The sequence below is a fragment of the Labrenzia sp. THAF82 genome (assembly GCF_009363435.1).
Classification (GTDB): Bacteria; Pseudomonadota; Alphaproteobacteria; order Rhizobiales; family Stappiaceae; genus Roseibium; species Roseibium porphyridii.
The window spans coordinates 3,784,397-3,797,984 of the sequence record NZ_CP045354.1 but is presented as its reverse complement, the minus strand read 5'-3'; the positions used below and the strand labels follow the sequence as shown (position 1 = coordinate 3,797,984).

Genomic DNA, 13,588 nt, shown 5'->3' with positions numbered 1-13,588 from the left:
AATTCAAGTTCCGTCAAAGTCGGGCGATTGCGTAAACGTTCTGGGGAGGGCGGGGGAACCAGCAGTCAAGCCGCTGTCGACAGGAAGGCAGACGCCGGTGATGCATCTTGCCGCTGGACTCAACAAAAATGAAACAGCCTCGGCAATATCGGCCGGTTCCGGAAGTGCTTTGAATGGGTACCAGCGAAGAGCTTCTTCAAAAACTTTCGGATTGTCCGACTGTCTTGTTTTCCAGGCCTGAGTCTTCACGGTTCCGGGGGCGACGGCATTTGCCCTTAGTCCATATTTTCCGTATTCGACAGCGATTGCTTTTGTCGCGTGTATCAACCCTGCCTTGGCCGCACTGTAAGCAGGATGACCATAGGTCCCAAGCCCGTTCACCGAAGCGATATTGATGACGTTGGCATGCCCGCAGGCAATAAGATCATCTTCAAGCACCTTGAAACAGTTGAGCGCAGCTTCCAGGTTCAGACCAACGTCCTGCGCCAGATCTCCCCGTGTCATATGTTGGAGCGAGAGCGCGCTTGCCGCCCCGGCGTTGTTGATCAATGTCTCGACGGAACCAAGCGACCTGGCAAATACCGCCAACTCGACAAGACTGTCAGCGCTTGTCAGATCAAACGGAAGTCCCGACGCTCTGAAGCCTTGGTCTTGAAGAGATCTGACTGTCTTTTCAAGGCCGTCTTGGTCCAGGTCGACCGCAGCAATGGTGTAGGTGTTTGCCAATTTCTCCGCAATGGCGGCACCAATGTCACCAGCGGCACCTGTAACGACGGCGACCGGTTGTGAAGTCAGTTCAGTCACCAAGTGCCTCCTTGTCATCCTGATCACGGGTATTGGTAAGCTGATGTTTGACCCTACGCAGGGTCTCACGAGCTTCATCTCCGCGTCTCACCGCAATCAAAGTCGAAAGCAAATCGACGACAAAGAGAAACGCATAACGACTGCAGCTTGGTCTTAAGATGTTGTCGCCCTCCGGCAGATCGATCCCGATGGTGATATCAGCAAGAGCTGCAACAGGGCGATCAGGCCGGGTGAGTGCAATTATGGTCGCGCCATACGTTTTGGCAGCTTCAAGCGCGCGGGCCATCTGGACATTGCGTCCTGAGACGGAAGAAGCCACGACAACATCTCCGGGGCGCAAGGTTGCCGCGTGCATAAGCTGCATGGCGTGATCGGTAATGCTGACAGTGCGCAATCCGAGGCGGAAGAAGCGGTTCTGTATCTCGTCTGCAACCATCGACGAAGTGCCGCCAGCACCATAGGCTGCAACAAGGCCGGCATTGCTGAGCAGCTCTGCCGCATTCTGGACCGTCTCCATATCCAACGCGGACCTGGTATTTGCGGCCGTTTCCTGGAGCTGAACCATAAGACTGTCGGCAATGTCTTGCGGAGCCTCGGAAGCGGCATTGGTCGCAAGATAGCGGGTGCCGGCAAAAGTGACCTGGGCAACCTGCACCTTGAAGGCCGTATAGCTTTCACACCCAAGTCTGCGGCAAAACCGCGTCACTGTCGGCGGCGACACGCCAGCACGTTCGGCAAATTCGGTAATGCCCGCGTTGACGATAAATTCTGCGTCTTTGCGTAATATCGACGCCAGAATCCGTTCCGACTTTGACAGTTCAGGTTCAACACCCTGCAACACCGACAGAATGTCCCGCATAACCGATCAATCCGGTTTCTTGTAAGCGATACAGTCGATTTCCACCTTGCAGTCGACCATCATGGACGCTTGGACGCATGCGCGTGCGGGCGGATGCTCGCCAAAATAGGATTTATAGACTCCATTGAAAGACCAGAAGTCTCGCGGGTCATCAAGCCAAACACCAACACGAACAATGTGTTCAAGCCCGTATCCGGCTTCCTCCAGAATGGCGATGACGTTCTTGATTGTCAGATGTGTTTGTTCAACGATGCCGCCATTTACGATCTCTCCATCTTTCATTGCGACCTGTCCGGAAACATGAAGCCATCCGTCGGCTTCTACAGCGCGCGCAAAGGGAAGATTTTGGCCGCTGGCTCCTGATTTGTCGGCTCCATATCGCGTAATGCTCATTTCAAGCTCCAAAATGAAAATGATTTACATAGTGGTTTGACATTGGTTTCATTTCACTCCTATATTTTGGAAAAATCAACCATACAAATGAAAATGGTTTCCGAAATGCGGGATAAATCTGAAAATCAAATCAATCCATTCTCGGGTCAGGATCCCGATCGCGCGGAAATCTGGGAAATGCTCGTTGAACGAGATATTACAGCCTTTCTCGCCGCCGACTGGGATCTCGTTTCAAACGACTTTGAGGAAGCTGCATTTTTCGGTATCGACGGAAAGAAGGTGGCCAATCCAGATGAATGGCAACTCGGTTTTCCCGATCTCGAAACCTATAAGAATGAATGGCTTCGTCAGGCAGAGGAATTTTCCAAGACCGATTTTGCGGAAGACACAAGAGCCGCGATCTTCAATGCAACCCGATTGACCAATATCGAAATCAATGGTTCCCGGGCCATTGCTCGCAAGAAATTCGATGGTCGGATCAAAAAGGCAGATGGTAGCGAAGACCGTTTGCTTTGGCAGACACTTTACTATTGCGTCAAAAACGACGGACGCTGGAAGATTTGCAGCTTTACAGGCTACTTGCCAAATCCGCTCGGCACTGCAATCTGAAGATGACCCAACGACGTGCCTTCACAGCCGTATTGGCAACAGAAACCAATACATTTTCACCAATTCGCATCGATATCGACGCTTTTGAAGCGTCTTTGCTCGCGCGTCCAGGTGAGCATCCAGACACACCGACACTGTGTTCTGCGGTAGTGACCGTTGGCCGGAAATTTGCCGAGGACAATGACTGGCAACTTATTGAGGGCACTTCCGCCTGGGCGGATCCTGCTGGTCTGGTGTCGCGTGACTGCTATGAGCTTCTGCGGGATGAAATCCTTGAACAGCTGAGAACCAACGGTCCTTTTGATGTTCTTGTCCTCGGCCTGCACGGCGCGATGGTTGCAGCAGAATATGACGACCCTGAGGGAGACTTCCTCACGAGGGTTCGGAAGATTGTTGGACCGACTGTTCCCATCATTGCGACCATGGATCCGCATAGTCATCTGACCCGCAAACGGGTGTCAGCAGCCAATGCTTTGATCGCCTTCAAGGAATTTCCTCACACCGACTTTGTGGAAAGAGCTGAAGATGCCTGGCGCCTTGCCGGAGAGACAGTTGCCGGTCGCACGCAGCCCGTCATGAGTGTTTTCGATCCCAAAATGATCGATGTGTTTCCGACAAGCAAAGAACCAATGCGCGGTTTCGTCGATGAGATGATCGCACTCGAAGCCGGAACCCCTGGCATTCTGTCGCTCTCGCTTGTTCATGGTTTCATGGCAGGTGATGTTCCGGAAATGGGTTCGAAGATCCTTGTGGTCACTAATGATGATCGCCTGTTGGGGGACCGGGTTGCAAAGGAACTTGGAGCGAAGCTCTATAGCTTGCGGGGCAAGGTCCGAAACCCTGAACTGACCCCCAGCGAAGCATTCGACAAAGCGCTTGGCTGTAAAGGGTGTCCGGTCACGATTGCTGATATGTGGGACAATCCGGGTGGGGGAACGGCAGGAGACTCGACGATACTTCTCGCTGAGGCCTTGAGACGTGGGATCACCGGGATCGCGTTCGGCAGCATCTGGGACCCGATTGCCGTCAAGCTCTGCCATGCTGCAGGCGAGGGGACGTCGATGAAACTTCGGTTCGGTGCCAAATCTGCACCCGAAACCGGAAATCCAATAGACGCTGAAGTGGACGTCATTCGCAATGTGAAGAATGCGACGCAGATCTTTGGAGACAGCATCGTCCCGATCGGCGATGCCACCTGGATCAAAGTACATGGGATCGACGTAATCTTGAACTCAACGCGAGCCCAGTGTTTCGATACAAGTCTCTTCACCAACTTTGGTATTGAGTTGGCGGATCTCAAAATAGTGGTCGTTAAATCGACCAATCACTTTTACCGGTCTTTTGCCGAAATCAGTCCGCTCATACTGTACTGCTCAGCTGGGCAGCCCTATCCGAATGATCCAAGAAAGACGCCTTATGAAAAGGCGCCTCGCGACATCTGGCCGATCTTGGACAACACGATGGCACCAGCTGAAGACGAGCAGGGAAACTTGAAAGCGACCGGCCGTTCAGGAGGCTTATTATGAGTGTCGGATACTCCATAAACGACTTGCTTACACCAGTCGTCGTGATCGATGAAACGGTCATGGAATCCAACATCAATGTCGCGCAGCAGTATTTCAATCGGATCGGCCGAAACTTCAGGCCTCACATCAAGACTCACAAAATACCCGCTCTTGCGTCATTGCAGGTCGCAGCAGGAGCAAAAGGTATCAACTGCCAAAAAATCAGCGAAGCTGAGGTATTCGCAGACGCGGGTTTCACAGACATCCTGATCACTTTCAACATGCTTGGTGATGCGCGATTGGACCGGCTCAAAGCACTGAATGCAAAGGTGGACCTTCAGGTGGTTGCCGACAACGGTCTTGTTGTTGAAGGCCTTGCGACCCGCTTTAACGAGAATGCCCCTTTGAAAGTGTTGGTCGAGTGCGACACCGGTTCGGAACGAAATGGCGTCCAGACACCGGAAGAGGCGGTAGAGCTTGCCAAGCAGATTGACCAAAAATCCGGTCTTACGTTCCATGGTCTTCTGACGTATCCAAAACCGTCGAGCGAGGCTGACGTTGAGGCGTTTTTCGCAAAGACAATCGACCTCCTGAAGCGCGAAGGGCTTGAGTGTCCGGTTGTTTCTCACGGTGGATCACCCAGTCTCTTTGATTCAGACCTGGTCAAATGTGCCACTGAACACAGAGCTGGCACATACATATTCAATGATCGCTCGATGGTGCGCGCTGGAATGTGCGACTATGAGGATTGCGCCATGCATGTGATTGCCACGGTGGTGTCCAGACCTACCGAGAACAGGGCCGTGCTTGACGCCGGTTCCAAAGCACTCACATCCGATCTGCTCGGCTTTGCCGATCATGGTCGGATGATCGGCTATCCAGAGGCCTCTATCGCGAAATTGAGTGAGGAACACGCCGTTGTCGATCTGAGCAGGTCGCAACAGAAACCTCAAATTGGCGAGCGAGTGCGGATCATACCCAATCACACATGTGTGGTTTCAAACATGTTCGACAAACTGGTTTTTCATCGGGACGGAGTGGTGACGCGCATTGAGCCCGTCTCTGCTCGAGGGCAAGTCGTCTAGGGCAATTTCGAAAGAAAAATTGCCCCGTCCTCCAGACGGCTTGCCCGATATTTGCACCTGCAATCAGGTCTACTACTCGGCCTGCGTTAGATCAGATTTGCATTTTGGCGGGGTCAAGATCTGACAATGCGACCCTGCGTTCGAACGCCACGCCATTTTCTTCAAACAAATGGCAGTCAGACCCGTTTAGACCCATTGCGACCGGCGTGCCGACCCTGGCAGGCGCAGAGCCCGGCAACAAAGAGCAAAATGTGTCTTTTGCTCCGTCCACCACACTGTAGGTGACTGTGTGGATACCGAGATGTTCAACCACGTTCGGGACGACTTCGATAGAAGCGTCGGCAGGGTTCAAGGTCAGGTCCTCGGGTCTGATGCCGAGGGTAAGGGTTTTACCCGAAATGTCGTTGTTGGCTGATACGCCAACCAGCAACTCTTGCCCATTCGGCATGGTCACTCTTGCGCCTTTTTCGTCAGATCCTATCCCTGTCACTTTCAGGAAATTCATTTTCGGGTTGCCGATGAAACCGGCCACAAAGAGGTTCTGCGGTTTGTGGTAGAGATCAAGTGGTGTCCCGACTTGCGAAATAACACCCTGATCTAGAACGACAATTCGGTCAGCCATTGTCATGGCTTCAACCTGATCATGCGTCACATAGATCATGGTAGCGTCGAGTTCGTCATGGAGCTTGGCAAGTTCCACCCGCATTTCTGCCCGCAGCGCTGCGTCCAGGTTGGAAAGTGGTTCGTCGAACAGGAACACCGATGGTTCCCGAACAATTGCACGACCGATCGCAACCCTTTGTCGCTGGCCGCCCGAGAGCTGGCCGGGACGGTGCTTTAGCCGTTCTTCCAGTTTGAGAATACGTGCAGCCTGGTGAACCTTCTGCTCAACCAGATCGTTGGAGAGCTTTTCGACCCTGAGCGGAAATGCAATGTTCTCGTAAACGGACATATGCGGATAAAGCGCGTAGGACTGAAACACCATGGCGATGCCACGTTCGACCGGCGGAAGGTTGTTGACCGTCTTGCCGCTGATCTCTGCGGTGCCACCGCTGATTTCCTCCAGCCCGGCGATCATGCGAAGCAACGTGGATTTGCCACATCCCGAAGGTCCGACGAATACAACAAATTCGCCATGACTGATGTCCAGTGAAACGCCCTTGATCACTTCCAGGTTGCCGAAGGATTTACGGACGTCATCGAGGCGTAGTTCGCCCATCGGAATTCCTCATATGTCTGAAAAGGTCCGGGCCCTCAAGAATGAGGGTCCGGACGAGTTTGCGGGAGGATTATTTGAATTCTTCCAGTTCCTCAGCGGCAAATTCCACCGCTTCGGACGGGTCGACATCGCCAGAGACAACGCCTTGGACAGCTTCGTTGATCGTGTCCTGAAGACCGACATAATCGGTTAGGAACGGCTCCGGTCCGCCTGTCGGAATTGCATCAAGAAATGCAGCCCAGGTCGGATCTTTTTCAACGAGGCCCTTCACCTCAGGCAGGTCACGCAGTGGCGTGAAACCTTCGGCCAGTTCAAAGGCCATCTGGTTTTCCGGATTGGTCAGCAGTTTTGCAAGAGACAGCGCCTGCTCTTCAACACCGCTTCCTTTAAAGACTGCCAGGGAATCCGTGATCAACAGCGTACCAGGTTTCCCACTCGGACCCACCGGGATCGGAGCGACACCCCAGTTGACAGAGTCGCCAACCTGTCCGCGTTCCCACGGACCGGAAATAAACATGCCGATCTTTCCTTCGGAAAAGAGCGGACGCAGCTTTGCGCGGTCATAGGCGATGGGGCCAGGTTGAGAGACGCCGGCCATCTTGCCGTAGAAGGCAAGCGCTTCCACGTTGTTCGGCGAGTTGAAGACGATCTCGCCGTCGCTGTTAATGACTTCACCGCCGTTGGTGTAAACGTAGTTCATGAACTGGTGCATGGTGTTGTCAAAGGACGCTGCAGCCAGACCGAACCCGTCGGCGTCTGTCTTTTCCTTGATTGCCGAAGCGGCATTGTACATTTCGTCCCAGGTTTTGGGCGGCGTTTCTGGATCAAGTCCAGCTTCTTTGAAAAGGTCTTTGTTCCAGTAAAGGGCCTTTGTCGAAAACGCGCGCGGTAAACCCCACTGCTGACCGCCGGCAGTAATTGTGCCGAGGATCGGCGGAGCATACGTCGCCTTTTCGTCTTCGGTCATGTTCACCGGAATGATCAGATCGTTGGCGGCCAGCTGCTTAAGCGTGCGAGACCCCATATAGGCGATTGCCGGCGGGTTACCCGCACTTGCAAGCGTCGTGGATTTTTCCTGACACTGACCCCAGGGAACAAATTCCACTGTGACATCATATCCAGGATTTGCAGACTTCCATTCCTCGATCAGCTGCGCCTGGAGCGGGATGCCCGCACCTGTATCGTCGCCGCAGTTGATCATGTTGATCATCTTGTCTTCCGCAGCGGCTGCGCCGGTCAGACCGACTGCAAACACGCTTGCCATCAAAATGGACTTCATAGTCATTTTCCACCTCCGGTTATTGTGTGTGGGTTGCTATGCGGGACTTACTCCTTCACGGCACCGGCGGTCAGGCCCGCGACGATGTAGCGTTGGAGGAAGACGTAGAGGAGCAGCACTGGAAGGATGCCGACCAAACTTGCAGCCATCAGTTCGTTCCATACGACCGTTTGGCGGCCAAAGAACTGGAACAGTCCGACTGGGAGCGGGTTGAGCTCATTCACCGAATTGAAGGTGAGAGCAAAGATGAATTGTTGCGCGTATGCCGCAATGAACGTTGCGATAGCGACGACCATGATGCCGGGCAGGGCGATTGGCAGTATGACCCGGATCATGGTGTAGAGTTTGCCGGCGCCATCAACCCAGGCAGCTTCTTCAAGCTCTCGCGGTATCTTCATTAGGTAGGAGCGCAGCAACCAGATACCTGTCGGGATAACAAACGCAGTGCCTGGAACAATCATCGCGAAATAGGTGTTCAGAACACCGAGCTGCTGCATCACCTTGTATAGCGGGATGATCAGAACCGCGCCGGAGACCATGTTCACGGCCAGGAAACCTGCGAGTAGGCCGGTGCGTCCGGAGAACTCAAATCGTGCAAATGCATAAGCAGCCGGAACGATGGCCAACAACCCGCAAATGGTGATCGCACTGGAAATGAAGATCGAGTTGACCATGTAGCGCGCTAGTAAAGGAACGCTGCTCCACATTTGCCAGTAGGCTTCGAACGTCATGTTTTCCGACAGAAACCGATAGGGGATCGAAAACAGCGACTGCATTGGTCGCAAGGACACGGTGAAAGCGGTGATGAACGGCGCGAGAATGAAGGTCAAAAACAGGGCGAGCCCGGCATAGATCAATACAAACTCGTACCAGCGATACTTGTTGATCATACCTCTTTGTCCTTCTTGGATAGCCTGGAAATCATCAGGAAGTAGAACGTTGAGAACAACGACAGGAAGACCACGATCATGACGGCACGTGCTGCGCCTTCGCCGTATTTGAACCGGCTGATCGCAGTCTTGTAGGTGTCGATAATCATTGTCGTGGTCGCGTTGCGAGGACCGCCTTCCGTCAGGATCCAGATGATGTCGAAAGAATTGAAGGTCCAGATGGCGGACAACAACGACATCGTCGCGATGGCTGGCATAATGAGCGGCAGCGTTATGCGGCGAAAACGATAGAACCTGGAAGCTCCGTCGACCCACGCCGCCTCGTGCAGGTCAGGCGAAATAGCCTGCATTGCCGCCAGTAGATAGACGGTGACAAGCGGGGTTCCGATCCAGACATCCGTGACAATGGTCGAGAAGAAGGCAGAAGACTTGAAAGCCAGAAATTCGAATGGCCCTTCAAGCAGTCCAATGGACTGACCAATTCCGGAGATCATTCCGAACTGCCCGTTATACATCCAGCCCCAGATGAAAACGCCAATCGGGATTGGGATGATCCAGGGAGGCATCACCAATACACGCATTAGAGTTTTGCCGGGAATGGCAGCGTTAAGAAGCACTGCTCCGAGTGTTCCGACGACTATTTTGAAAATAACAGACAGGGCCATCCAATAGAATGTTCGCGCGATTACCTCCGGAAAACGCCGGGAAAACATCTTTTCGTAGTTGGCAAAACCAACATAGTTTTCGACAGGCCGCAGCGAGGCATCAGTGAAGGACAAGCGGATCGTCTCCACAAGAGGCCATGCGACTACGATCAACGTCACAACTGTTGCCGGTATCAGCAATAGGTACGGGAAATAGTCAGTTTTTCGAGTGTTGAACGCCATTGTCCCCTCTAAGCCAACCCATAGCTGTCAAATTGGTCCCAGGTATCTTTCAAGTCGATAACGGTGCGTGTGTGACGTGCTTCATCGAGTTTGATTGCAGTGAGCCCTGCTTCAAGCGCATCAAGAACACCGACTGGCAACCCGCCGCCGTTTTTGAAGTAGTGAACGAGGTCCTTTGCCATAGCTTCGTCAGCGCCGTAGTGACCGTCGCGCGCTTCAGCGAGTTGCGGTTTGTCGACAAGACGTTTCGATGTCAGCGCATCGTGCACCAGGAAATAGTTCCGGATGAAATCACCTTCTGCCATGCCCTTGGTGCCCATGATCGCAAAGCGCCGAAACTCATCGGGGACATACATGTTTGTATGAAAGCAAAGGTTCGCGCCGTCTTCATATTCAATCAGTGCTGTCTGGTAGTCGATGATGTCACCATCTGAATCGAAGTCTGCGTTTCCGCCACCCCATCGAGGTGTGAACGGGTCGACACGGCCTGAGACTTCTGGTGCAGGGAAGCTATGGTCCTGTTCGGGACGGTTTTCCGGAACGAAGCTCTTCCGGCCACCGAAACTGGAAACATATCTCGGACGGCATCCGACGACGCCTTGATAGAGATCGAGGTCGTGGCAGCATTTCTCGAGCATGAAGCCACCGGAATTCTTCTCATAACGGCGCCAGTCCCGCATGAAAAAGGAGCCATGGTAAGGACCGATATGTTCTGCAGCCTCGATTGAAACAACTTTACCGATCTGACCTCCGTCCAGGCTGCGCCGAAGTTCGGTGTATAGCGGCGAATAACGCAAGACCAATCCGACAAGTACTCGTTTCGCTCCGTCATTCGCCTTCATCAATGACAGCAGCTCAAAGGTTTCCTCTTCGCTGACGACAACCGGTTTCTCGCAGAAAATGTAAGGCACGTCGGATTGAAGAGCTGCCCGGAGGTGGTCGAGGTGCATGAAATTTGGAGAACCGATCATCAGGAGATCAAGGTTTTCCTTTGCCAGCATATCAACGGGGTCTGAATAGCTTCTCAGGCGTTGCCCGGATTTCTGCTCAACATGTTTCAAGCCGGCAGGGGTAGGGTCCACATAGACTGCCGGTTCGAGGTCCGTGGACACATCCTGAAGGCAATTGCTGACATTGGCTATTCGGGCGCCAAGGCCAAGGTAACCGGTCTTCATGCTGCGGCCTCCAAATATTTGTCCATGGCATCTCTCAATGCACGCACGAGCTTCGCATCTGTTGATCGGACGCCGGTTTTGGCAACAAAGCCGAGTTTGTTTTCAAGGGCATCGGGCGACGGCGCATCCACATAGGAGGCACAAGATGCGTGGAGTTCTCGGACGCCCGCGTGCAGAAGAAGTCTCTCTGCACTGGCCGCTGAAACACCGGAACCTGCCATGATCGAAATCCGGCCCGCAGCTTGTTTGACGGCAGCTGCGAGTGCGTCGCGGCCAAGATCCGCTGTCGAGGCCTGGCCGGAAGAAAGAATGCGTTCAAACCCGAGTTCGATAGCGGTTTCCACCGCTATTGAGTAATCCTTCACTGTATCGATTGCGCGATGAAGGGTGACGGGCAGTGTTGTGCTTTCAATAGCTGCAGCCAGAAAGTCTCGATCCAACTCGCGCCGTTCGGTAACAGCACCAATGACAACCCCTTCCAGACCAGCGCTTTCGGCCATCTGGATATCGCGCAACATCAGTGCCTTTTCTGCGTCCGAAAAATAGAAGTCGCCTGCACGCGGTCGGATCATCGCATAAACGTCAACAGGCAGCTTTGAGGCTGCCGACATCATCCCGGCCGATGGCGTCAGTCCGCCGTCGCCCAGTGCTGCACAAAGTTCAATGCGATCAGCTCCACACTCTGCAGCCGTCCAGGCGCCTTCAAGAGTGTCGACGCAAATCTCGAGGATGAGGTTGTCGTTTGAGGGGGGTAAACTCATGCGGCCCACTCCCTGAACGACATGCGGGCAACGATACCCGCGCCCTGCAGGCCACCATTTTCCGCAAAATGGCCTTTCAGAACCAATGCCTGATCATATTTCGCCAAGACAATCTCGCGGGTCTTGCGATCAATCAGATCAAGCAAAGTGGTGTCGTTGGAAAGCCCCCCGCTAACCGGAATAACGTCAGGTCCAAGCGTATTGACGAGGACTGAAAGAGCACGGGACAGAAGGGTTGAATAAGCATCAATCGTTGACGCGGCTTTCACATCTGCCTGGTGCCATGCCTCGGTGATTTCCTTGCTGGAAGCGGTAATGCCGTGAAGCGACTGGTGGATCCTTTCCAGGCCGCGTGCGGAACAGACCGCGTCGATGCAGCCAATTTGACCGCACCCGCATGCATAGTGACCGATACCCTTCAACTGGCCACCTGCGGTCGGGTCCAGAACGGGACCATGCCCCCATTCACCTGCTATGCCGCCAAAGCCCTTTACCAGCTTGCCATCTATGACAAGACCACCGCCAACGCCGGAACCCAGAATAATACCGAACACGACGGATCGACCTCTGCCGGAACCGTCGACGGCTTCGGCAAGCGCGAATGCATTTGCGTCATTTGTGATGACAACGGGGCGTCCCAGAGCTCTTTCCAGATCGGACAACACGGGACGTCTGTGGAGGCAGGGAATATTTGCAACGTCGGCAATTCCAGACCGTTCATCGAATGCGCCGGCAAGTGAGATTGAAATTGGAGTGCTCGCACTTTCGGCGCACGAGTGAATGGCGCTAACAAAAGCTTCCCAGTCGGCACCGGGCGTAGCGACGCGGCCGTTTTCTATAACGGAGCCATCTTCACGCAGCGTCCCGTGCCGAATGAAGGACCCCCCAATATCGAAACAGGTGATCATCGCCTGTATTAACGCCTCTGGATCTATTTGTTTGTGTCCATTTATAATACCAATATGCAACCAATTGAGGTGTTAGTAAACCAAAAAAATAATTGGCCTGATTTTTTTAACGATTATGGCCGTGAGGCAGCGCCCGTTTCAAGCAGCGCAATCAGCCAACGAACAACTGAAATATTACTGCGCGCGAACGTGGAGCCAACTGCCTGAATAGGGAGGAGCTTGTCACGAATTCACAGAATTGGATGAGCGAGTGGGGTGCAGATCAGAGCAGGGCGCGCAGGTTGCCGTCGTATCTATTCAGGATGTCTTCCGCCTTATCGACGCTGACATCCTCCCGAATCATGACAGCTGCGATTTTTACCCGACCATTGGCCTGACTTAGAGCATTGGCTGCGGTTTCTTCGGTGCAGCCGGTCAAATCCTGCAGCATTCTCTGGGCGCGAGACCGCAGTTTTTCATTGTCGGCAACCAGGTTGACCATATGGCCGCGTACAGCGTGACCGAGCCTCAGGGCAACCAGAGTTGACAGCATGTTGAGTGCGGCCTTTTGCGCGCTCGCTGCCCCCATGCGCGTTGAGCCTGCAATGATTTCAACGGGGGTGTTTAACAAGACCGGATAGTTCGATTGCTTGGCGAGCGGGGTGTCGGGATTGTTTACAATCGCGATTGTCTCAGTGCCTGCTTTTGCGGCGGCCTGAAACGTGCCGAGCGTATAAGGCGTTGTGCCACTTGCTGAAACTCCGATCAAAATGTCGCCGTCGCCCAGACCGCTTTGATCAAAGTCTTGAATTCCCAACGCGATGTCGTCTTCGTGCGCGCCGGCAAGGTGAAGAAGATTCTCAACGCCGCCAGCGTAAAGCATGCGCATCCGATCGGCAGGGAAGCCGAAAGTACCTGGCAGTTCCAGGCAATCTGAAAGCGCGGTCAGACCGGCGCTTCCAGCGCCTGAATAGCCAATCTTGTTTCCGTTCTGGGCTGTTTCTTGAAGGGCTTTTGCCGCATTGACAATTTGCGGTAGCGCAGGACCCACGGCTTTCAACGCTTCCATCTGCCGCTCAAGCAGCAAGGATAGAACTTCTTTGTCAGATCTGTTTGAAAGACCGATGGCAAGCGGGTCTCGGTCTTCTGTGGTCGGCAGCGTCATGTTCCGGGCTCAGGTCACTTAAGCGGTCGGTTGGCGATCAATTCAAGGCTATCAGCGTGATCTTGCTCGC

General features: G+C 53.7%; 14 protein-coding genes. 3 read left to right on the top strand and 11 right to left on the bottom strand.

Annotation, left to right across the window (positions count from 1 at the left end; genetic code table 11):
* Window positions 1-3: 3 nt before the first annotated feature.
* From FIV00_RS17535 to FIV00_RS17525, 3 genes are read right to left on the bottom strand one after another with little or no spacing between them, the layout of a single operon-like run.
* Window positions 4-804 carry an SDR family oxidoreductase gene (locus FIV00_RS17535; RefSeq protein WP_247649250.1) on the bottom strand — a complete coding sequence of 267 codons (801 nt, stop codon included), beginning with the start codon at window positions 802-804 and terminating at the stop codon, window positions 4-6.
* Window positions 797-1,663 (bottom strand): MurR/RpiR family transcriptional regulator, encoded by an 867-nt coding sequence (locus FIV00_RS17530; RefSeq protein ID WP_152501959.1) that lies wholly within the window; start codon window positions 1,661-1,663, stop codon window positions 797-799. Before FIV00_RS17530 ends, FIV00_RS17535 begins: the two co-directional genes overlap by 8 nt.
* A 6-nt stretch (window positions 1,664-1,669) precedes the next feature.
* Window positions 1,670-2,056, bottom strand: coding sequence for a RidA family protein (locus FIV00_RS17525; protein ID WP_152501958.1), 387 nt, complete (start codon window positions 2,054-2,056; stop codon window positions 1,670-1,672).
* Window positions 2,057-2,143: 87 nt separating this feature from the next.
* On the opposite strand from FIV00_RS17525, the gene FIV00_RS17520 reads away from it, so the two are divergent.
* From FIV00_RS17520 to FIV00_RS17510, 3 genes are read left to right on the top strand one after another with little or no spacing between them, the layout of a single operon-like run.
* On the top strand, window positions 2,144-2,665 hold the full coding sequence (locus FIV00_RS17520) for a hypothetical protein (RefSeq protein WP_371419537.1): 522 nt from the start codon (window positions 2,144-2,146) through the stop codon (window positions 2,663-2,665).
* A 2-nt stretch (window positions 2,666-2,667) separates the two neighbouring features.
* Window positions 2,668-4,191 (top strand): M81 family metallopeptidase, encoded by a 1,524-nt coding sequence (locus tag FIV00_RS17515; RefSeq protein WP_152501956.1) that lies wholly within the window; start codon window positions 2,668-2,670, stop codon window positions 4,189-4,191.
* A complete protein-coding gene (locus FIV00_RS17510) occupies window positions 4,188-5,255 on the top strand; it encodes a D-TA family PLP-dependent enzyme (RefSeq protein ID WP_152501955.1) in 1,068 nt (355 codons plus the stop codon). The genes FIV00_RS17515 and FIV00_RS17510 overlap by 4 nt, the downstream gene beginning before the upstream one ends.
* A 91-nt stretch (window positions 5,256-5,346) precedes the next feature.
* Here FIV00_RS17510 and FIV00_RS17505 read toward each other — a convergent pair whose 3' ends face one another.
* From FIV00_RS17505 to FIV00_RS17470, 8 genes are all read right to left on the bottom strand, one after another.
* Window positions 5,347-6,474 (bottom strand): ABC transporter ATP-binding protein, encoded by a 1,128-nt coding sequence (locus FIV00_RS17505; protein ID WP_152501954.1) that lies wholly within the window; start codon window positions 6,472-6,474, stop codon window positions 5,347-5,349.
* A gap of 70 nt (window positions 6,475-6,544) precedes the next feature.
* Window positions 6,545-7,759 carry a sugar ABC transporter substrate-binding protein gene (locus tag FIV00_RS17500; protein WP_152501953.1) on the bottom strand — a complete coding sequence of 405 codons (1,215 nt, stop codon included), beginning with the start codon at window positions 7,757-7,759 and terminating at the stop codon, window positions 6,545-6,547.
* A 41-nt stretch (window positions 7,760-7,800) separates the two neighbouring features.
* Window positions 7,801-8,643, bottom strand: coding sequence for a carbohydrate ABC transporter permease (locus FIV00_RS17495; RefSeq protein WP_152501952.1), 843 nt, complete (start codon window positions 8,641-8,643; stop codon window positions 7,801-7,803).
* Window positions 8,640-9,530 carry a carbohydrate ABC transporter permease gene (locus FIV00_RS17490; protein WP_152501951.1) on the bottom strand — a complete coding sequence of 297 codons (891 nt, stop codon included), beginning with the start codon at window positions 9,528-9,530 and terminating at the stop codon, window positions 8,640-8,642. The genes FIV00_RS17495 and FIV00_RS17490 overlap by 4 nt, the downstream gene beginning before the upstream one ends.
* An 8-nt stretch (window positions 9,531-9,538) precedes the next feature.
* On the bottom strand, window positions 9,539-10,705 hold the full coding sequence (locus FIV00_RS17485) for a Gfo/Idh/MocA family protein (protein WP_152501950.1): 1,167 nt from the start codon (window positions 10,703-10,705) through the stop codon (window positions 9,539-9,541).
* Complete coding sequence (locus tag FIV00_RS17480; RefSeq protein WP_152501949.1) at window positions 10,702-11,466, bottom strand: copper homeostasis protein CutC; 765 nt, start codon at window positions 11,464-11,466, stop codon at window positions 10,702-10,704. The genes FIV00_RS17485 and FIV00_RS17480 overlap by 4 nt, the downstream gene beginning before the upstream one ends.
* A complete protein-coding gene (locus FIV00_RS17475) occupies window positions 11,463-12,374 on the bottom strand; it encodes an ROK family protein (RefSeq protein ID WP_152501948.1) in 912 nt (303 codons plus the stop codon). The genes FIV00_RS17480 and FIV00_RS17475 overlap by 4 nt, the downstream gene beginning before the upstream one ends.
* Window positions 12,375-12,636: 262 nt before the next feature.
* Entirely contained in the window at window positions 12,637-13,518 is an 882-nt protein-coding gene (locus FIV00_RS17470) for an N-acetylmuramic acid 6-phosphate etherase (RefSeq protein WP_152501947.1), read from the bottom strand.
* Between the last annotated feature and the right edge of the window lie 70 nt (window positions 13,519-13,588).